Below are 20,071 nucleotides of genomic sequence, written 5' to 3'. Positions count from 1 at the left end.
AAGCAGAGCGCGACCCAGGCCACGGATCTGGCCCAGGCCGTGTTCAGCAAGTCACGGGTCTGGGTGGTGAGCATGATCGTGGTGGCGGCGCTGGTGACCATTGGTCTGGCATTGTTGCTGACCCGCAGCATTGTCCTGCCCCTGGCCCAGTCCCTGAGTGTCGCCGAGGTGGTGGCTGGCGGTGACCTGACGGGGGACATCACGGTGGTTGGCAAGGATGAGCCGGCACGCCTGCTGCAGGCGCTCAAGGCGATGCAGCACAGTCTGCGGGAAACCATCCGGCGTATTTCCGACTCTTCCAGCCAGTTGGCCTCCGCTTCGGAAGAGCTCAGTTGCGTGACCGAGGATGCGACCCGGGGCCTGCATCAGCAGAGCCTGGAAATCGAGCAGGCGGCCACGGCGGTGAATCAGATGACCGCGGCGGTGGAGGAGGTGGCAAGCAATGCCGTAGCCACGTCCGAAGCCTCCCGGGAGTCGGACCGGATCGCCCAGCATGGGCGTGAGCAGGTGCATCAGACGGTGCTGTCCATCGAGTCGCTGGCTGAGGATGTGACGACCAATGCCAGTCAGGTGGAAGACCTGGCGCATAAGGTCTATGGCATCAGCAAGGTGCTGGATGTGATTCGCTCCATCGCCGAGCAGACCAACCTGCTGGCACTGAACGCGGCCATCGAGGCTGCGCGGGCCGGGGATGCCGGGCGCGGGTTTGCCGTGGTGGCGGACGAAGTGCGGGCCCTGGCCCATCGGACCCAGCAGTCGACCCAGGAAATCGAGCAGATGATCGGCGGTATCCAGCAAGGCACCGACCAGGCGGTCAGTTCCATGCAGCACAGCAACAACCGGGCTCGCTCGACTCTGGAAGTGGCCAAGGCGGCAGGGCAGGCGCTGGAGGAAATCGCTACGGCCTTCACCCTGATCAACGAGCGCAATATCGTGATTGCCAGTGCCTCGGAGCAGCAGGCAGCGGTGGCGCGGGAGGTGGATCGCAATCTGATGAATATCCGCGATCTGGCGCTGCAGACCTCGGCGGGGGCCAACCAGACCAGCGCCGCCAGCCAGGAGTTGTCGCGGCTGGCCGTGGATCTGAACACCATGGTGGCGCGCTTCTCGGTGTGAGGCTGTTTGGCCGGCAATCCGCCTCATACAGGAGGCGTAGGAGCCGGCTTGCCGGCGAACTCCAGGCGAAAAAAAAGCCCCGAACCAGTCGGGGCTTTTTCATTCGGCGAAGCGGCGGGGCTTACTTGCCCTGCCAGCGTTTCAGCACCAGGGTGGCGTTGGTGCCACCGAAGCCGAAGCTGTTGCTCATCACGGTGTTGATGGTGGCGTCTTCGCGAGTCTTGGTCAGGATAGGCATGTCGGCCACTTCCGGATCCAGTTCGTCGATGTTGGCCGAACCGGCCATGAAGTTGCCTTCCATCATCAGCATGCAGTAGATCGCTTCGTGAACGCCGGCGGCGCCCAGGGAGTGACCCGACAGGCTCTTGGTGGAGCTGATGGCCGGGGCCTTGTCGCCGAACACTTCACGCACGCCCTTCATCTCGGCAACGTCGCCGACCGGAGTCGAAGTGCCGTGGGTGTTCAGGTAGTCGATCGGTGCGTCGACGGTGGACATGGCCATTTCCATGCAGCGGATTGCGCCTTCGCCGCTTGGAGCCACCATGTCGTAGCCATCGGAAGTGGCGCCGTAGCCGACGATTTCCGCGTAGATCTTGGCGCCACGGGCCAGAGCGTGTTCCAGCTCCTCGACCACCACCATGCCGCCACCGCCGGCAATGACGAAACCGTCACGCTTGGCGTCGTAGGCGCGGGAGGCCTTTTCCGGGGTTTCGTTGTACTGGGTGGACAGGGCGCCCATGGCGTCGAACAGGAACGACTGGGTCCAATGCTCTTCTTCACCGCCACCGGCGAAGACGATGTCCTGCTTGCCCATCTGGATCTGTTCCATGGCGGTACCGATGCAGTGAGCACTGGTGGCGCAGGCAGAAGCGATGGAGTAGTTCAGGCCCTTGATCTTGAACGGCGTGGCCAGGCAGGCGGAAACGGTGCTGCTCATGGTCCGCGTAACGCGGTATGGGCCAACGCGCTTGACGCCTTTCTCGCGCAGGATGTCCAGCGCTTCCATCTGGTTCAGGGTCGAAGCACCGCCGGAGCCGGCGATCAGGCCGGTGCGGGGGTTGGATACTTGCTCTTCGCTCAGGCCGGAGTCGGCGATGGCGTCTTTCATGGCCAGGTAGGCATAAGCCGCTGCGTGGCCGACGAAGCGATAGATCTTGCGATCGATCAGCTCTTCAAGGTTCAGGTCAATGGAGCCGGAAACCTGGCTACGCAGACCCATTTCGGCATATTCCGGGTTGAAGCGGATGCCAGGGCGACTTGCACGCAGGTTAGCGGAGACGGTCTCTTTGTCATTGCCCAGGCACGAAACAATGCCAAGACCTGTGATAACGACGCGGCGCATGCGGATAACCCTTAGAAGTTGTCAGTTGAGGTAAACACGCCGACCCGGAGGCCTTCGGCGGTATAGATTTCGCGGCCGTCAACGCTGACCGAACCATCGGCGATGGCCATGTTCAGCTTGCCCTTGAGCACGCGCTTGATGTGAATGTTATAGGTGACTTTTTTCGCGGTCGGCAGTACCTGGCCGAAGAATTTAACTTCCCCCGAACCCAGGGCACGGCCGCGGCCCGGCAGGCCTTGCCAGCCGAGGAAAAAACCGACCAGCTGCCACATGGCATCCAGGCCCAGGCAGCCCGGCATCACCGGATCGCCTTCGAAGTGGCAAGCGAAGAACCACAGGTCTGGAGTGATATCCAGCTCAGCGACCAATTCACCTTTACCGTACTTGCCACCCTCTTCGCTGATATGGGTGATGCGATCCACCATCAGCATGTTGGGGGCGGGCAGTTGCGCGTTACCTGGGCCGAACAGCTCACCGCGACTGCAGCGCAGCAGGTCTTCCCGAGTAAAGGCGTTTTGTTTGGTCATGCGAGCTCCTCAATAGTCCCGTGCGGCAGGGTTGGGCAATCTTCCCGGCCGATCGAAGCGTTCATGCCTCGAGCCGGCAGCCTACTCATAGACTATTGCGTTGTAGTGAAAGTCACAGCACAAAGGGCATGAATGTACACTTGTGCACTGAAATTTTTTTTGAGGGCCTTTTCAGGGCCCCGTCGGGTGCTTAAGACTGCCGCACTTTCGCCCGTCACGCCAGTCGTAGCTGTTCGAAAATAGCCGGTTATTGCACCCAACGTTGGAGAATTTGCTGCAGATCCGCACGCTTGAACGGCTTGGCCAGGTAGTCGTTCATGCCCGCGGCGAGGCAGGCTTCACGGTCGCCCTGCAAGGCATTGGCGGTCAGGGCGATGATTGGCAAATCGGCACAGCCGGGCAGTTGGCGGATCTGCCGGGTGGCTTCATAGCCGTCGACCAGTGGCAGTCGGCAGTCCATCAAAATAGCCTCGAAAATCAGGCTTTCGGCGCTGCGTACCGCCTGGGCACCGTCAGTGACGATGCTCACGGTGAAGCCCAGGCTGCGCAACATGGCCTGGATCACGGTCTGGTTCACCGGGTTGTCCTCCACCAGCAGCACGTTGCGGCCATCGCCCTGATGTGCGCTGGTACTCACCCGAGGGGCCAGCACTGGCAGGCTTTGCTGGAACAGCGCCAGGGGGATTTCCAGGGTGAATACCGAGCCCTGTCCTTCCTCGCTCTGGGCGCGCAGGGTGCCGCCCATGCGTTCAGCCAGGGTCCGAGCGATCGGCAGGCCCAGGCCCGTGCCGCCGTAGCGTCGGGAGATCGAACTGTCGGCCTGCTGGAATGCATCGAACATCAGTTCCAGGCTGGCGGGGCTGATGCCGATCCCGCTGTCGCGCACCGAGCAGGTGAACCACAGGAGTTCGTGATCCAGGGCCTGCCACTGGGGCTCGATGGTGACGCTGCCCTGTTCGGTGAACTTCAGCGCGTTGCCGATCAGGTTGACCAGGATCTGGCGGATTCGCGTCGGGTCGCCCTTGACCTGCAGCGACTCCATGCCCGGCGGCAGCCGCAGCTGCAGGTCCAGGCCTCGTTGCAATGCGCTGTGCTGGAAGGCCTGGGCCGAGCTGCTGATCAATTCGGCAAGGTTGAACGGAATGTGTTCCAGTTCCAGGGCCGAGCGCTCGATGCGCGAAAAATCGAGGATGTCATTGATCACCTTCAGCAGATGCTCGGTGGATTCCGAAGCCAATGCCGCGTACTCGCTCTGCTCCTGGGTCATCTCGGTGGTTTCCAGCAGTTGCAACATGCCCAGCACGCCGTTCATCGGGGTACGCAACTCATGGCTCATCATCGCCAGGAAGTCCGATTTGGCCTTGTTCGCCCGCTCTGCATCTTCCCGGGTCTGGATCAGTTGTGACATTGCCTGTTGCTGCTCACGGCTGGCCAGTTCCAGGCCGGCGGCGAGGTTGTTGATATGTCGCGCCAGATTGCCCAGCTCGCCGTCATCGACAATCGGCAGCGGCGTCTTGAAGTCGCCTTCCTGGATCGCCTTCACCGCGTGGCCCATGGCGCGGATGGGTTGCGCCAGGCCGGCCGCCAGGCGTCGGGCCAGGAAGAAGGTGAACAGCAAGGCGAACAGGGCGAGAATCCCGGCCTTGAGGAGGATTTCCTGCTGACGCTGGCTGAAGGCGTCATTGGACATGCCGACAATGACCCGCCCCAGGTAACCGTCACCCTGGGGGCTCAGGCTGGCGGGATCATTCTGCAGAAAGTCGTTGTGCACCTGGATGCGCTGCAAGCGTATCGGCGCCTGGAATACCTTGATCTGTTGGGCATGGTTGTGACTGGCGGACGGCTGCTCGACATACACCAGGATGTTGTTGGCGCTGTCCTGGACCTCCAGAAAGTGCACATGGGGCGTGGCCAGGGTGGCTTGCAACAGGCTTTCCAGGCCTTCGTTGTTGCCGGAGATCACCCCGTACTCGGTGGCGGGGGCCAACTGGTTGGCTATCAGTTGGCCGGTGTGGTTCAGCTCTTGGCGCAGATCCTGGAGACGCACGAAGGTGAAGAAGCTGATCAGCAACAGGGTCAGGAGCAGGGCCGGGCCCAGGCTGATGAGCTGAGTGCGGGTCTGGATATCCCATCGGCGACGCAATGTCATGGGTGTTTCTCTCCTTCACTCAACTGGCGGGCTAGAGTTTCCGGGTCGATTTCCTCGATGCCCAGGGAACGTGCCACCTGTGGATTGCTCAGTACTTTGAAGGCCGCCGGGTACAGCTCCCTGGGCCAGCGGGGCGGTGGTTGATCCAGCAGGCTGTCCAGGGTCTGCAGCCAGTCCTGCTGGTCGCTGTAGGTGCTGGCCAGGCTGCCGGCCCTGACGAAGCCGGCATTGGGCCCGATCAGCGCCTGTTGCCGGGCGTAGCTGCTCAGCAGCAGGTTCTTCACGGTTTTTGGGTTGTACAGCCTGGGGTCGTCCAGGCCCAGCAACACCTCGCTGTTGCGCAATAGGTTCTGCAGCGGGCGGCTGTCATTGGTGCTGTTCCAGGGTTCGGCGATGATTTCCATTTCCATGGATTGCGCTGCGTCGCGCAGCTCCTTGAGCAGGAACTGGCTGTCCTCGCTGTACAGCACGCCGACCCGGCGCACCTGGGGCAACACTTTGTGGATCAACCTCAGTTGGCGGCTCAGGGGCGGGTCGCTCCAGAGCAAGCTGAGTTTGGGGTGAGGCGTGCCTTGCAGGCGCTGCTGGGCCTGCAGGCGGCTGATCCGCAGGACCAGGGTGGCCGGTCCTTGCGGGTCTTGCAGGCGCCAATCGAGGCTTTGCGGGTCCAGCAGGATCAGGCGCGTGGCCCCGGGCAGTTGGCTCGGTGCCGGCAGTTGTGCCAAGGGCACGAAGCGCACCTGGTCCTGAGGCCGCAGGGTGGCCAGTTCCTCGGTGAAGGTACGCACGCTGTCGTTGTCTTCACTGGCGGTCAGCAGCACTTCGGCTGCCCGCAGCGGAGTCGCCAGCAGCATGCCCAGGAGGATCAGGCAGAGACCGAGACAGCGATGAATGCCCAGGGCCTTCCAGGGCCCGCGCTGGCTCATGCTAGAACTCCAGCTCGGCACTGAGGTAGGCCACGTGCCGTGAGTCGTAGAGGTTGTCGGCGAAGGTGGTGGGCTCATGGTCAAGCCGCTGTTGCAGCGTGCCCGCCAGCTCCAGGCTGGCCTTGCCCAGTACCAGGCGCTTGGCGATGCGGGTGTCGATGCGCTGGAAGCGGTAGCCGTTGAGGGCGTTGTCACCATAGTAGAAGAGGGCGCTGGACCAGCCCTGGCCCCAATTGCGCAGCCAGCCGGCAGAACCGCTGTTGCTGGCGGTCAGGTGCTGGTCCAGGCGATTGCTGGCTTGCGCATGGACATAGGCGTAGGTCAGGCGCAGGCGGTCGGCGCGGCTCAGTTGCCAGTCCAGCTGGCTCTCGGTGCCGGAGAAGCGCGACGAGTTGTTGTTGCTGGCGATGTACTGGTTGTTGCGCAGCGGTTCGCTGATCATTCCGCTGATTTCGTCGTAGAACAGCTTGATGTCCAGATTCAGTGCCTGGTCGATGAAATAGCCGTTGTAGCCCAGCTCCCGAGAGCGCATGTGCTCCTGGTCAAGATTGCCGGGGCCACGGGTCCTGACGAAGTACTGGGCGCTGTTCTGGCCGTAGACCGGAGCACTCAGACCGGTGACCCGGTAGCTCCAGTTGACGTTGTTCTCGAACATGTCCGCAGAGCGGATGGCTTCCGAATACACTGCGCGCAGCCCGTGGCGCGGGTTGATCAGGTAGTTGACGGCGATCCGTGGCGTCAGCGAGTTGCCGGTCAGCTGGGTGTCTTCGTACATAGCCCCGCCCTGGATCAGCCAGTGTTCGCTGGCCCGCCACTCCAACTGGCCGAACAGGCGCCAGGTGGTGTCGTCGAGGGTGCCGTTGAAGTAGGTTTCGGAGTCGGCCCGGTCGTAACGATAGTTCATGCCGCTGACCAGCCGCAGGTTATCGCTGAGGCTCAGGGTGTCCTGCAACTCCAGGTCGTAGCGGGTTTCCCGGGCGCTCTGGTCGATATTGCCGCAGACGGTATTCTTGCCGCCGCCGGTTTTCCATTGGTCGATGACCTGGTTGGCCAATGCCTGTTCCGTCGGGGTTCCACCGGGCGCCGCGCTTAAATAATCGGGCATGTGGCGCGCCAGGCGCTCGGCGTAGTTCGGGTTGAGTTGCCACAGGCGTGTCAGCTCGGGGCTGAAGGAAATTGCCGCGTCGCAGGCACGCCAGGTCTGCTGGCGGTCCCAGTGCTGGGCCGAGCCCTGGATATAAAGGCTGTGCTGTGGATTGAGCTCCAGGTTCCAGCGCAGTGACCCGGCGTAGTCCTTGGCCACCACATCGGAGTTGTTGCCTTGCTGGGTTACCCCGTGGAACACCGGCTGATAGGTATAGGGCCGCTGGTTGGTGCCTTCCTTGGCATTCAATTGCCAGTCGATGCTCTGCTGTTCATTGAGCATCTGGCTCACGGACAGACTGAAGCGGTTCAAGCGCTTGCTGTCGCGGTAGTCGGCCCCCAGGCGATTCTTGTCGAAGCCATCATCTTCCTGCCCCGACAACGACAGCCGCAGGTCGCCGCCTTCCCAGCCGGTGCCCTGGCTGGCGTACCAATCGTTGATACCGCGCTGGCCCCGGGTCACCTTGAAGCGCGTGCCGTGGCTGTTGGCGGGTGAGCGGGTAATGATGTTGACCACCGCCATCAGCGCGTTGGCGCCGTAGCTGACGGTGTTGGGGCCACGAAACACTTCGATGCGCTCGATGTCCTCCATGGCCACTGGGATATCGCTCCAGTCCACCGTGGCCAGGCCCGCGCGATACACCGAACGCCCGTCGATCAGCACCTGCATGCGTCGGGCTTCGCTGGCATTGGTGCCGTGGTAGTTGATGGTGGCCTGGTTGCCGCTGATGGCGCCGACCATCATGCCCGGCACCAGGCGCAGCAGTTCGCTGATGTCCCGGGCGCCGCTGGCCTTGATCAGTTCATTGTCGAGCACGGTCATGCTGCCGGGGACCGCGGCAGGGGATTGTTTCAGGCGGGTGGCGGTCAAGACTTGCGGCAGGGCGGAACCGTCGAGAAACAGATCGTCGGCCAGCACCGAGTGGCCGAACAGCATGCCCAGCAGCAATGACAATCGAAGGGGTGAGGGGCCAACGGACACGGCACAGCCTTGAATCTTGAAAGATGGCGCGCATGTTAACCGAGACAGTCGAGTTTTCCAGTCGATAAGCCCGACATTCCCCGAATGACCCCGCCCGTTCCCGACAGATCGTCTGAATGGCCGCTGGGGCTGGTGGTGGGAAAACCGCTCCGTATAATGCCGCCATCGCCACTGCTATGGATAAACGGATTGCATATGACACAACAGCGCCCTATTGCGGTCCTGGGAGGCGGAAGTTTTGGTACCGCCGTGGCCAATCTGCTGGCCGAGAACGGTCACCCGGTGCGGCAGTGGATGCGTGATCCCGAACAGGCCGAGGCCATTCGGGTCAATCGCGAGAATCCGCGCTATCTCAAGGGCATCAAGATTCATCCGGCGGTGGAGCCGGTCACCGACCTGCTGGCCACCCTGAATGACAGTGACCTGTGCTTTGTCGCCTTGCCGTCCAGCGCCTTGCGCTCGGTGCTGGCGCCCCACGCGCAACTGTTGAGCGGCAAGATGCTGGTCAGCCTGACCAAGGGCATCGAGGCCCAGACCTTCAAGCTGATGAGCGAGATCCTCGAGGATATCGCCCCGCAAGCGCGAATCGGCGTGCTCTCCGGGCCCAATCTGGCCCGTGAAGTGGCCGAACACGCCCTGACCGCTACCGTGGTCGCCAGTGAAGACGAAGAACTGTGCCAGCGGGTCCAGGCCGCGCTGCATGGCCGGACCTTCCGCGTCTATGCCAGTGCCGACCGCTTTGGCGTGGAGCTGGGCGGGGCGCTGAAGAACGTCTACGCGATCATCGCCGGCATGGCGGTGGCCCTGGGCATGGGTGAAAACACCAAGAGCATGCTGATTACCCGCGCCCTGGCGGAAATGACCCGCTTTGCCGTGAGCCAGGGCGCCAATCCCATGACCTTTCTCGGTCTGGCCGGTGTTGGTGACCTGATCGTCACCTGTTCCTCGCCCAAGAGCCGCAACTACCAGGTGGGCTTTGCCCTGGGCCAGGGCCTGAGCCTGGAAGAGGCGGTGACCCGCCTGGGCGAAGTGGCGGAGGGCGTCAACACCCTCAAGGTGCTCAAGGTCAAGGCCCAGGAACTGGGGGTCTACATGCCGCTGGTAGCCGGGCTGCACGCGATTCTGTTCGAAGGGCGTACGCTGAATCAGGTGATCGAGCTCCTGATGCGCGGCGAGCCGAAAACCGACGTCGACTTTATCTCCACCAGCGGATTCAACTGAGTAGCACAGGAGCCAGACATGAACGATACGAATTCCGAAGCCAAATACGAATCCATCCTCCTGCGCGTGCTGTGGATGCTGGTGTTCGTGATGGTGTGGCAGGTGGCGCAGTTCCTCCTTGGCACCCTGGTCCTGGTGCAGCTTGTTTATCGGTTGATCTATGGCGCACCCAATGCCAGCCTGATGAACTTCGGTGACAGCCTGAGCCAGTTCCTGGCTCAGATCGGCCGTTTCGGCAGCTTCCATACCGAGCACAAGCCCTGGCCGTTCTCGGATTGGCCAACCCCACGGGCACCTGAAGGGGAGGCTCCCCATAGCGTGCCGCCAGCGCCCCATCCGGTGCGCGATGAGGAGCCCAAGCTGTGAAACTGTGGGTCCTGCGCCATGGCCAGGCCGAATCCCACGCGGCCACCGATGCTCAGCGCAATCTCACCGCCCATGGCCGTGAGGAAGTGCTGGGCAGCGCCGCGCAACTGATTGGCCAGCCCATCAGCGCAATCATCGCCAGCCCTTATGTACGCGCCCAGCAGACTGCCCAGCTGGTACGCGAGGCGCTGGGGTTCGAAGGAGAGGTCCGCACCGTGTCCTGGCTGACGCCGGAGGCCAATCCGCTGCAGGTGCTGCAGCAACTGGACAGTGCGGACAATTTGCTGCTGGTCAGCCATCAACCCCTGGTGGGTAGCCTGATCGGCCTGTTGCAGCATGGCCATCTGCGTGATCCCCAGCCCATGAACACCGCCAGCCTTGCGGAGCTGGAGGGCGACTGGCCTCTGGCGGGACTGATGACCCTCAACGGCGTCAAGCACCCTTGATGCTGTCGGCGGCCGGGAATCATCCGGCCGCCATCACCTTTTGCACCCGGTCGGTATCGGGTCGTGATCCGCTACATTTCTTAACTTGCAGCGCTCCTTTGTGCGTGGAATAGTCAGCCAAGCAAGTGCTTGGTTGGTATCACGAACAGAATAAAAACAAAGGAGCGAGTCATGTCTGCTGCTTTTAGTTTGCCGCTGCAAGTGTTCTACGAGCGCGAAGCTCGTCATCCCCACCAACGTTTCCTGGTTCAGCCCAGCGCCGGAGGGCAGGTGCAGGCGTTGAGCTGGTTCGACGTCGGCCAACAGGCCCGTCGTGCCGCCCAGTGGTTGCGGGAGCGCCAGCTGGCCCCCGGCAGCCACATTGCAATCATCGGCAAGAACTCCGCCCACTGGATCATCAGCGACCTGGCGATCTGGATGGCCGGGCATGTGTCGGTGCCGCTGTATCCCAACCTCACAGCCGATTCGGTGGCCCAGGTACTGGAGCATTCCGAGTCGGCCCTGGCGTTCATCGGCAAGCTCGATGACTGGCCGGGCATGGCCCCGGGGGTCAAGCCCGGGTTGCCCACCATCCGTCTGCCGCTGGGCCCCGAGGGGCATTTCGATTTCGACTGGGACCAGGTGCAGCGTTGCCAACCGCAGGCGGACAGCCCTTGCCCGCCTGCGGATCAACTGGCCACCATCATCTACACCTCCGGTACCACCGGTCTGCCCAAGGGCGTGATGCACAGTTTCGGCAACCTGGGCTTTGCCGCCAGCCACGGCGTCGGGCTTTTCGGCCTGGGCCCCGAGGATCGGTTGCTGTCCTACCTGCCGTTGTGTCATGTGGCCGAACGCATGTTCGTCGAGATGGCGGCGATCTACACTGGGCAGACCGTGTTCTTTGCCGAAAGCCTCGACACCTTCCTGGCTGACCTGCAGCGAGCCAGGCCCACTGCACTATTTGGCGTGCCGCGGATCTGGACCAAGTTCCAGATGGGGGTCTACAGCAAGGTGCCGGCCAAGCGCCTGGATTTTCTTTTGGGCCTGCCTTTTATCGGCAGGCGCGTCGGTCACAAGGTGCTGGCCGGATTGGGGCTCGACGCATTGCGTCTGGCCTTGTCGGGGGCCGCGCCGGTGCCCCAGACCCTGTTGCACTGGTATCGCCGTCTGGGCCTGGACGTGCTGGAGGTCTACGGCATGACCGAAAGCTGCGGTTATTCCCATATCGGGCGATCCGGGGAGCATGTTCCGGGCTGGATCGGCCGGCCTTGTCCGGAGGTCGAAGTGCGTATCGATGAGGCGGGGGAGGTCCAGGTGCGCAGCGGGGCTACCATGCTGGGGTATTACAAGGATCCGCAGAAAACCGCGGAAACCATCACCGAGGATGGTTTTTTGCGCACGGGTGACAAGGGCGAGCAGGATGCCGCCGGCAATTTGCGCCTGACTGGCCGGCTCAAGGAAATCTTCAAGACCAGCAAGGGCAAGTATGTGGCTCCGGCCCCCATCGAGAATCGCCTGGCGGTGCATGCCCATATCGAGCAGGTATGTGTGGTGGGTGATGGGTTGAGCGCGCCCATGGGCTTGTGTGTGCTTTCGGCGGCCGGCTTGCAGGCCGCTGGCGGCAGCTCCCGGGAAGGACTGCACAACAGCTTGGAAAGCCTACTGGCCCGGGTCAACGGCAGCCTGGACAAGCACGAGCGTTTGCACCGGCTGGTGGTGGTCAAGGACAACTGGGCCGTGGAGAACGGCTTTCTGACCCCGACCCTGAAGATCAAGCGCAATGTGATCGAGGCCACCTATGGCGGGAGTTTTCAAACCTGGAGCGAGCGTAGCGAAGCCGTGCTGTGGCAGGATTGATCGACAAGAACAACCCGAAAGAAGGAAGCGGCGATGAGTCTGTGGCGTACCACTCCGAACATTGAGCAACTGAACGCAATCCAGAAGAACACCATCGGCGAAGTGCTGGATATTCGCTTCGAGTCCTATGACGAGGAGTCGTTGACGGCGAGCATGGTCATCGATCATCGCACCCACCAGCCCTATGGCCTGCTGCATGGTGGCGCATCGGTGGTGCTGGCGGAGAGCGTCGGCTCCATGGCCAGTTATCTGTGCATCGATGCCAGCCAGTTCTATTGCGTGGGCCTGGAGATCAACGCCAACCATCTGCGGGGCTTGCGCAGCGGCCGGGTGACAGCGGTGGCCAGGGCCATTCATATCGGGCGTACCACCCACGTCTGGGACATCCGCTTGAGCAGTGATGAAGGCAAGGCCAGTTGCGTCTCGCGCCTGACCATGGCGGTGGTGCCGCTGGGGCAGAAGCCGCCGGCGCCTTGAGACGACGGGCCATAGGCTGAGCCCGGGTGTCAGCATTCCTGTCCGTTACGGTCATTGCCCTGGTACAGGGCCTTGCGGACAATCGTTGTTGGTTTGGTGGATGGATGAGTCGGTATGTCGCAACAGGTGTTTTTCGCTCACGCCAATGGGTTTCCCTCCGGGACTTACGGCAAGTTGTTCGCTGCCTTGGCGCCTGAATTCCAGGTCAGCCACTTGCAGCAGCATGCCCATGACCCGCGCTTTCCGGTGGACGACAACTGGCGCAGCCTGGTGGACGAATTGATTCACCACCTGCAACAGCAGGCCCAGCCGGTATGGGGCGTCGGACATTCGTTGGGCGGGGTGTTGCACTTGCATGCGGCCTTGCGTTGTCCGGAGCTGTATCGGGGCGTGGTCATGCTCGACTCCCCGGTGCTGACCCGGGCCGATCAATGGGTGATCCGCGCCGCCAAGCGTTTTGGCTTCATCGACCGCTTGACTCCCGCCGGGCGCACCCTGGGACGTCGCGAGGAGTTTGCCGATATCGAAGCGGCCCGCAGCTACTTCTCGCGCAAGACCCTGTTTCGCGCTTTCGACCCGGACTGTCTGGACGCGTACTTGCAGCATGGCCTGCAGCAAGTGGGCGACCGGCTGCGGTTGCGCTTCGATCCGGCTACCGAGATCAGTATCTATCGCGGTGTGCCCCACACCAGCCCTGGCAGCGCCCGCCAGCTAAAGGTGCCTCTGGCGGTGGTGCGGGGGCAGCAGAGCCGGGTGGTGATGCGTCATCACACCAGTGCGGTGGGGCGCATGCCCCAGGGTGAGTCGCTGACCATGCCCGGCGGCCACATGTTTCCCCTTGAACGGCCCGATGCCACGGCGGCCTTGCTCAAGGAGCTGTTCAGCCGCTGGGACGATCGCCAACAACGGAGTTGTGCATGAGCCATACCGTCGAGGAAGTGCGCCTGAGTCTGCCTCACATCGAACTGGCGGCTCATCTGTTCGGCCCCGAAGACGGTTTGCCGGTCATCGCCCTGCACGGCTGGCTGGACAACGCCAACAGCTTTGCCCGGCTGGCGCCCAAGCTCAAGGGGCTGCGTATCGTTGCCCTGGACCTGGCCGGCCATGGTCATTCCGGGCATCGCCCCCTGGGAGCCGGCTACGCCTTGTGGGACTACGTGTACGACGTGCTGCAAGTCGCCGAACAGTTGGGCTGGAAGCGTTTCGCCCTGATGGGCCATTCCCTGGGGGCGATCGTATCCCTGGTGCTGACGGCCGCGCTGCCGGAGCGGGTCAGTCACCTGGCCTTGATCGACGGGGTCATTCCTCCAACCGCCAAGGGTGAGGACGCCGCCGAACGCCTGGGCATGGCCCTGCAGGCGCAAATCAACCTGCAGGACAAGCGCAAGCCGGTCTACAGCACCCTGGAGCGGGCCATCGAGGCGCGGATGAAGGGGCTGGTGGCGGTCAGTCGCGAGGCTGCCGAACTGCTGGCCCAGCGTGGCCTGATGCCGGTGCCTGGCGGTTACACCTGGCGCAGTGACAGTCGCCTGACCCTGGCCTCGCCGCTGCGCCTGACCGAAGAGCAGGCCATGTCGTTCGTCCAGCGGATCAGTTGTCCAACCCAGCTGGTGGTAGCGGCCGATGGCATGCTGGCCAAGCACGAAGCGCTGTTGCAGCGTCTACCCTTTAGCCGTGAACAGCTGCCAGGCGGCCACCATCTGCATCTCAATGATGAGACCGGTGCCGGCTTTGTCGCAGACTGTTTCAATCGGTTTTTCGCCGTTCCTTGACTTGACGGGGGCAACTGTCGAGGCTGGGCGGGTTGAAATGGGAGACAACCATGATAGATCTGTACACCGCTGCGACCCCCAATGGTCACAAGGTTTCCATCCTGCTTGAAGAACTCGGGCTGCCCTATGAAGTGCATGCCCTGAGTTTCGACAAGAAGGAGCAAAAAGCCCCAGCGTTCCTGAAGATCAATCCCAATGGGCGTATTCCGGCCATCGTCGACCGCGACAATGGTGATTTTCCGGTATTTGAATCCGGCGCGATCCTGGTGTACCTGGCCGAACGCAGTGGCCAGTTGCTGCCCACCGATCCCAAGGGCCGCTCCATCGTCATGCAGTGGCTGATGTTCCAGATGGGCGGGGTGGGGCCCATGCAGGGCCAGGCCAACGTGTTCTTGCGCTATTTCCCGGAAAAGCTCCAGGGCGCCATCGACCGCTATCAGCATGAAACCCGGCGCCTGTACGAGGTGCTCGATACTCGCCTGCAACAGGTCGACTATCTGGCCGGGGACTACAGCATTGCCGACATCGCCACCTTCCCCTGGGTGCGTGGTCATGAATGGTCCGGTGTCTCGGTGCAGGGATTGCCGGCCCTGCAACGCTGGATGGCGGCCCTGGAGGCCCGGCCTGCCGTCCAGCGCGGCTTGCAGGTTCCGCAACGCAGTGACGACGCCAGCGTCGTCAAAGGCGCCCAGGCCATGCTTATCCGATGAGAGTTTTCATGCGTTCAATCAGTGTTTCGGGCTTGGCCTTGTTAAGTTCGCTGGCGCTTGCCGCCGATCTGCCGGGCAGTCATGACCTGCCTTTGGTTCCCCGTCTGACCGACGCACAAATCGTCGACTACCGCCCAGAAGTGGAGCAGGAGCGCGTCTACCCCTTGGGGTCAGTCCGCAGGATCAGCGGCCAGCTGCGTTTTGACGGTCAGGTCAATGCCCGGGGCAAGCTCACCGCCATTACCTACCAATTGCCCGCCGAGCGCAGCTCCAACGAGGCCTTCACCCTGGCCCGGGAGGCCCTGCAGAAGCAGGGGGCCGAGCTGTTGTTCTGGTGCCAGGCGCGCGATTGCGGCGAGAGCAGCCTGTGGGCCAATGAAGTGTTCGGCAACGCCAAGCTGTACGGCGCCGATGAGCAGCAGGCCTATCTGCTGTTGCGCCTGGCGGCGCCCCAGGACAACAGCCTGGTGGCCTTGTACAGCATCACCCGGGGTAATCGCCGGGCCTACCTCCATGTGGAGCAGTTCGATGCTGGAGCGCCTCTAGGCGACTTGCTGCCCACCTCGGCGACCCTGCTACGGCAGTTGAAGGACACGGGAAAACTGGATCTGCCAAAACTGACGGACCCCCAGCCCGTCTGGCTCAACCTGCTCTCCCGCGGCTTGAACCTGGACACCACGATGCGGGTCAGCCTGTCCGGCAAACAGGCTGAAGCCTGGCGCCAGGCCCTGATCGGCCAGGGCGTGCTGGCCGCGCGCATGGAGACCGGCAACACCGAAGTGGCCGGCCTGCACTTCGAATTGCTGCGTTAAGCTGTTTCAGGCGGCCCGCACTCGCGGGTTCGCCTACTCTTCTCTGATTCTTCTTGCGCGAGACATTTCATGCCCAATAACGATCGCCTGCTGGTGCAGATCCTGCTCCTGGTGTTGTTCGGTGCCAGCGTCTGGGTGATGGCGCCTTTCTGGTCGGCGCTGTTCTGGGGGGCGGTGCTGGCCTTTGCCAGCTGGCCTCTGATGCGATTGCTGACCCGTTGGCTCAATGGCCGCGAATCCCTGGCCGCGGCGTTGCTGACCCTGGGCTGGATGGTCCTGGTGGCGGCGCCCCTGGTCTGGCTTGGGCTCAATCTGGCGGACCATGTGCGCGATGCCACGGCCTTTATCAAGGACGTGCAGGTGGACGGGTTGCCCGAGGCTCCCGCCTGGCTCGGTGGCTTGCCATTGGTTGGGGAGCGCCTGGTGGCGCTGTGGGACAGCATCGACCAGCAGGGCGCGGCCCTGATGCTGGCGGTCAAACCGTACCTGGGGCAGGTGGGCAACTGGTTGCTGGCCCGCAGTGCACAGATTGGCGGGGGCATTCTTGAGCTGACCCTGAGCATTGTCTTCGTGTTTTTCTTCTACCGCGACGGTCCGCGCCTGGCGCTGTTCGTGCACAAGCTGCTGGAACGCCTGATCGGTGACCGGGCCGGGTATTACATCGATCTGGTGGCCGGCACCGTGCAACGGGTGGTCAACGGAGTCATAGGTACCGCAGCAGCCCAGGGCGTGCTGGCGCTGATCGGTTTTCTGATTGCCGGCGTTCCCGGGGCGCTGGTGCTGGGGATCGTCACCTTCCTGCTCAGCCTGATTCCCATGGGACCGCCCCTGGTATGGATTCCGGCTACCGCCTGGCTGGCCTGGAAAGGCGAGTACGGCATGGCGGTGTTTCTGGGAATCTGGGGCACCTTCATCATCAGCGGCGTGGACAACGTGCTCAAACCGTACCTGATCAGCCGCGGCGGCAACCTGCCGTTGGTGATCGTGCTGCTCGGCGTGTTCGGCGGCCTGATTGCCTTCGGCTTTATCGGCCTGTTCATCGGCCCGACCCTGCTGGCGGTGGCCTACAGCCTGTTGCTGGACTGGAGCGCCAGCCAGGCCCGGACCCAGGAACCGCGCTGATCTTCCGATTGCCGCTCCCATGGGAGCGGCAATTGCTTCAAGCCGCGACGTTGACGCTGTTGCCGACGCTGCTGGTGTTCAACTGATACGGCTTGCTCAAGTTGGCGATCATCTTGCCCAGGGCTTCGGCGATATTCGCCTGCGGGGCCTGGGAGCCGCTGTGCTGATTGCGTCCGGCTTGCAGCGCCATCGCTGTTGATACCGTCACTGCCATAGGGAGGCACCGGCTCTTGCAGTCTCAGGGGGGAGTTGTCCTGGGTATTTGAATTTTCTACCCGTCGCTACACAAGGCGCTCAGGGACGAGGCAGGTGCAACACTGCAGTCAGGCCGCCGCCCGGGGTTTCGTCCAACAGCAATTGTCCACCCATGCGCTCCGCCGCCTCGCGGGCGATGGTCATGCCCAGGCCGACGCCGCCGGAGTTGCGGTTGCGCGAGCCTTCGAGGCGGAAGAAGGGCTCGAACACAGCCTCACGCTTGTCGGCGGCAATCCCCGGCCCGTGGTCGATGACCCGGATCAGCAACTGCTCACGGTTGTCTTCCAGGGCCAGGGTGGCCTGTCCGGCATAGCGCAAGGCGTTGTCCAGCAGGTTGTTGAGGCAGGACTGCAGGGCCATTGGCTGCACCAGCAGGGGCGCGCAATGGCCTTGGGCCTGGACGTCGGCGCCCTGGTCCTGGGCGTTCTCGCACAGCGACTCCACCAGCGCCTGCACATCCATCCATTGCTGGGCCTCGCTGGTGCGTTGTTCATGCAGATAGCTGAGGGTGGCATCGAGCATCTTGATCATGTCGTCCAGGTCCTGGCGCATCTGTCCTTGCAGCTTGCTGTCCTCGATCTGTTCCAGGCGCAGCTTGAGTCGTGACAGAGGAGTGCGCAGGTCATGGGACACGGCGCCGAGCATGCGCCCCCGTTGCTGAACCTGTTCCTGTATGCGCTTCTGCATCTGATTGAAGGCGCTGGCCGCTTGTCGCGCTTCCCGGGGGCCGACTTCTTCCAGGGGCGGGCTGTCGAGATTTTCGCTCAGACGTTCGGCGGCATCGCTCAGACGCTGGATGGGTCGCGAGAGCAGCTTGGCGCCGTACCAGGCGGCGATGATCAAGGAGATGAACTGGAAGGTCAGGGGCACCAGCGGACCACCGAACCAGGGACGTGGCGGGCGTCTCGGGAAATGCGGCGGCCGAGCTGGAGGCTGGCCGTTGTTGAGCACCGCCGAATTGGGGGGAGGTGGCGGTGGCCGTGGCCCGTAATAGTGAAACCAGAAGAACGCCAACAGGTGGGCGAGTACGATCGCGATCAGCAGGACGCCGAACAGGCGGCCGAACAGCGTATCGAAACGCCCACGCATCAGCCGATATCTCGGGCGTCGAACAGGTAGCCCTCACCGCGCACGGTCTTGATCAACTGCGGTGATTTCGGATCATCCCCGAGCTTCTGCCGCAGGCGCGAGACCAGCAGGTCGATGCTGCGATCAAAGGCTTCGATGGAGCGTCCCCGGGCGGCGTCCAGCAGTTGTTCACGGCTCAATACCCGGCGCGGGCGCTCGATGAATACCCAGAGCAGGCGGAACTCGGCATTGGACAGCGGCACCACCAGGCCATCGGCGCAGATCAGCTGGCGCAGGACGCTGTTCAGGCGCCAGTTGTCGAAGCGGATATTGGCTCGCTGTTCGCTGCGATCATCACGGACCCGGCGCAGGATGGTCTGGATTCGCGCCACCAGCTCTCGGGGTTCGAAGGGCTTGGCCATGTAATCGTCGGCCCCCAGTTCCAGGCCGATGATGCGGTCGGTGGGTTCGCAGCGGGCGGTGAGCATGAGGATCGGAATATCCGATTCGGTGCGCAGCCAGCGGCACAGGGACAGGCCGTCCTCTCCGGGCAGCATCAGATCCAGTACCACCACGTCGAAGTGTTCGGCCTGCAGGGCCTGACGCATCGCGGCTCCGTCGGTGACGCCACTGGCGTGGATGTTGAAACGCGCCAGATAGTCGATCAGCAGTTCGCGGATCGGTACGTCGTCGTCGACGATCAGGGCCCGGGTGTTCCAGCGCTTGTCGTCGCCATTGACTGCAGCTTTGGAGTCGTCGTTGAGAGGGGCTGGAGTGTTATGCATGGGGCGTTCATCTGCCAGGTAGGCTGCCGGCCACCAGACGGTGACGGCGAGGTTGTGGCTTCAGCATAGGCGTCCGGCCCGGGGGCTGGAAGTGCTGTTCGAGGGTATTGCGGCTGGGGAGGGTAGCGTCGGGGATTGTTGCTGACGTGTCGTCAGTGTATCCGGATTGATACAAAGACCGCGCCACCGGGGGGATTTGTCGGCCGGATCGGCATTCTCGACCACCGTTGAGGATGATTTACCTTGCATCGGGTCCCGGATCGCCACGGCTTGCGCTACAATCCGCGCCGATTTCGACTTGCCTGAGAGCCCCTTCATGTCCGCCTGCCAGACTCCTATCATCGTCGCCCTGGATTTCCCCACCCGTGACGCCGCACTGAAACTGGCCGATCAACTGGACCCGAAACTGTGCCGGGTCAAAGTCGGCAAGGAGCTGTTCACCAGCTGTGCCGCCGAGATTGTCGGGACCCTTCGCGACAAGGGTTTCGAAGTGTTCCTGGACCTGAAGTTCCACGACATTCCCAACACCACCGCCATGGCGGTCAAGGCTGCCGCAGAAATGGGCGTGTGGATGGTCAACGTGCATTGCTCCGGCGGCCTGCGCATGATGGCAGCCTGCCGCGAGGTGCTGGATCAACGTACAGGTCCCAAACCGCTGTTGATCGGCGTCACCGTGCTCACCAGCATGGAACGTGAAGATCTGGCCGGCATCGGCCTGGACATCGAGCCCCAGGAGCAGGTCCTGCGCCTGGCCGCCCTTGCGCAAAAGGCCGGCATGGACGGCCTGGTGTGCTCGGCCCTGGAGGCCCAGGCCCTGAAGAGCGCCCATCCGCCCCTGCAACTGGTGACCCCGGGGATTCGTCCGGCGGGCAGCGCCCAGGACGACCAGCGGCGGATTCTCACCCCGCGTCAGGCTCTGGACGCCGGTTCCGATTACCTGGTGATTGGTCGTCCCATCAGCCAGGCTGCCGATCCGGCCAAGGCCCTGGCCGACGTAGTGGCCGAACTGGCCC

20 protein-coding genes are annotated in these 20,071 nt (G+C 63.0%); 12 read left to right on the top strand and 8 right to left on the bottom strand.

The features are described 5' to 3' along the window. Positions 1 to 39 precede the first annotated feature (39 nt). Positions 40 to 1,116, top strand: coding sequence for a methyl-accepting chemotaxis protein (locus BLX41_RS03755; protein WP_404942738.1), 1,077 nt, complete (start codon positions 40 to 42; stop codon positions 1,114 to 1,116). Positions 1,117 to 1,237: 121 nt separating this feature from the next. On the opposite strand, the gene fabB is transcribed toward BLX41_RS03755, so the two are convergent. The 5 genes from fabB to BLX41_RS03730 form a co-directional block, all read right to left on the bottom strand. Next, entirely contained in the window at positions 1,238 to 2,458 is a 1,221-nt protein-coding gene (fabB, locus tag BLX41_RS03750) for a beta-ketoacyl-ACP synthase I (protein ID WP_123723831.1), read from the bottom strand. 11 nt (positions 2,459 to 2,469) lie between these two features. After that, positions 2,470 to 2,985 carry a 3-hydroxyacyl-[acyl-carrier-protein] dehydratase FabA gene (gene fabA, locus BLX41_RS03745; RefSeq protein WP_011060067.1) on the bottom strand — a complete coding sequence of 172 codons (516 nt, stop codon included), beginning with the start codon at positions 2,983 to 2,985 and terminating at the stop codon, positions 2,470 to 2,472. 247 nt (positions 2,986 to 3,232) lie between these two features. Beyond that, positions 3,233 to 5,134 (bottom strand): ATP-binding protein, encoded by a 1,902-nt coding sequence (locus BLX41_RS03740; protein WP_123723830.1) that lies wholly within the window; start codon positions 5,132 to 5,134, stop codon positions 3,233 to 3,235. Continuing rightward, on the bottom strand, positions 5,131 to 6,060 hold the full coding sequence (locus BLX41_RS03735; protein WP_123723829.1) for an ABC transporter substrate-binding protein: 930 nt from the start codon (positions 6,058 to 6,060) through the stop codon (positions 5,131 to 5,133). The genes BLX41_RS03740 and BLX41_RS03735 overlap by 4 nt, the downstream gene beginning before the upstream one ends. A gap of 1 nt (position 6,061) precedes the next feature. After that, positions 6,062 to 8,185: a TonB-dependent receptor plug domain-containing protein gene (locus BLX41_RS03730; protein WP_123723828.1), complete on the bottom strand. Its 2,124-nt coding sequence runs from the start codon at positions 8,183 to 8,185 to the stop codon at positions 6,062 to 6,064. Between the two features lie 195 nt (positions 8,186 to 8,380). Here BLX41_RS03730 and BLX41_RS03725 point away from each other — a divergent pair, with 195 nt between their 5' ends. The 10 genes from BLX41_RS03725 to BLX41_RS03680 all read left to right on the top strand — a co-directional run bounded on the left by BLX41_RS03725 (position 8,381) and on the right by BLX41_RS03680 (position 16,950). Beyond that, positions 8,381 to 9,406: an NAD(P)H-dependent glycerol-3-phosphate dehydrogenase gene (locus BLX41_RS03725; protein WP_123723827.1), complete on the top strand. Its 1,026-nt coding sequence runs from the start codon at positions 8,381 to 8,383 to the stop codon at positions 9,404 to 9,406. Between the two features lie 18 nt (positions 9,407 to 9,424). After that, positions 9,425 to 9,772: a DUF4389 domain-containing protein gene (locus tag BLX41_RS03720; protein WP_123723826.1), complete on the top strand. Its 348-nt coding sequence runs from the start codon at positions 9,425 to 9,427 to the stop codon at positions 9,770 to 9,772. Beyond that, complete coding sequence (sixA, locus tag BLX41_RS03715) at positions 9,769 to 10,218, top strand: phosphohistidine phosphatase SixA (protein WP_123723825.1); 450 nt, start codon at positions 9,769 to 9,771, stop codon at positions 10,216 to 10,218. The genes BLX41_RS03720 and sixA overlap by 4 nt, the downstream gene beginning before the upstream one ends. 171 nt (positions 10,219 to 10,389) lie before the next feature. Then, positions 10,390 to 12,057 (top strand): AMP-binding protein, encoded by a 1,668-nt coding sequence (locus BLX41_RS03710; protein ID WP_123723824.1) that lies wholly within the window; start codon positions 10,390 to 10,392, stop codon positions 12,055 to 12,057. A gap of 33 nt (positions 12,058 to 12,090) precedes the next feature. Then, positions 12,091 to 12,534: a hotdog fold thioesterase gene (locus BLX41_RS03705; RefSeq protein WP_123723823.1), complete on the top strand. Its 444-nt coding sequence runs from the start codon at positions 12,091 to 12,093 to the stop codon at positions 12,532 to 12,534. A gap of 114 nt (positions 12,535 to 12,648) precedes the next feature. Further along, complete coding sequence (locus BLX41_RS03700; RefSeq protein ID WP_123723822.1) at positions 12,649 to 13,455, top strand: alpha/beta fold hydrolase; 807 nt, start codon at positions 12,649 to 12,651, stop codon at positions 13,453 to 13,455. Next, positions 13,452 to 14,306 carry an alpha/beta hydrolase gene (locus BLX41_RS03695; protein WP_123723821.1) on the top strand — a complete coding sequence of 285 codons (855 nt, stop codon included), beginning with the start codon at positions 13,452 to 13,454 and terminating at the stop codon, positions 14,304 to 14,306. The genes BLX41_RS03700 and BLX41_RS03695 overlap by 4 nt, the downstream gene beginning before the upstream one ends. Before the next feature lie 50 nt (positions 14,307 to 14,356). Next, on the top strand, positions 14,357 to 15,016 hold the full coding sequence (locus BLX41_RS03690; RefSeq protein ID WP_123723820.1) for a glutathione S-transferase family protein: 660 nt from the start codon (positions 14,357 to 14,359) through the stop codon (positions 15,014 to 15,016). Between the two features lie 8 nt (positions 15,017 to 15,024). Next, the gene (locus BLX41_RS03685; protein ID WP_185073364.1) at positions 15,025 to 15,828 is read left to right on the top strand and encodes a DUF4892 domain-containing protein; all 804 of its coding nucleotides are present in this window, start codon (positions 15,025 to 15,027) and stop codon (positions 15,826 to 15,828) included. 69 nt (positions 15,829 to 15,897) lie between these two features. Beyond that, entirely contained in the window at positions 15,898 to 16,950 is a 1,053-nt protein-coding gene (locus tag BLX41_RS03680) for an AI-2E family transporter (protein WP_123723818.1), read from the top strand. A 37-nt stretch (positions 16,951 to 16,987) separates the two neighbouring features. On the opposite strand, the gene BLX41_RS03675 is transcribed toward BLX41_RS03680, so the two are convergent. The 3 genes from BLX41_RS03675 to BLX41_RS03665 form a co-directional block, all read right to left on the bottom strand. Beyond that, positions 16,988 to 17,140: a hypothetical protein gene (locus BLX41_RS03675; protein ID WP_259744384.1), complete on the bottom strand. Its 153-nt coding sequence runs from the start codon at positions 17,138 to 17,140 to the stop codon at positions 16,988 to 16,990. A gap of 104 nt (positions 17,141 to 17,244) precedes the next feature. Next, a complete protein-coding gene (locus BLX41_RS03670) occupies positions 17,245 to 18,294 on the bottom strand; it encodes a sensor histidine kinase (protein WP_123723817.1) in 1,050 nt (349 codons plus the stop codon). Next, positions 18,294 to 19,058, bottom strand: a complete 765-nt coding sequence (locus tag BLX41_RS03665) for a response regulator (RefSeq protein WP_123723816.1) — start codon at positions 19,056 to 19,058, stop codon at positions 18,294 to 18,296. Before BLX41_RS03665 ends, BLX41_RS03670 begins: the two co-directional genes overlap by 1 nt. 316 nt (positions 19,059 to 19,374) lie before the next feature. Here BLX41_RS03665 and pyrF point away from each other — a divergent pair. Next, positions 19,375 to 20,071: orotidine-5'-phosphate decarboxylase (pyrF, locus tag BLX41_RS03660; protein ID WP_185073362.1), on the top strand; the 697-nt coding region annotated here is incomplete at its 3' end.

Source organism: Pseudomonas protegens, assembly GCF_003732485.1.
In the GTDB taxonomy this organism is placed as follows: Bacteria; Pseudomonadota; Gammaproteobacteria; order Pseudomonadales; family Pseudomonadaceae; genus Aquipseudomonas; species Aquipseudomonas protegens_B.
Note: the sequence above shows the minus strand (reverse complement) of the source record. Positions and strands in the feature narration are given on the sequence as shown.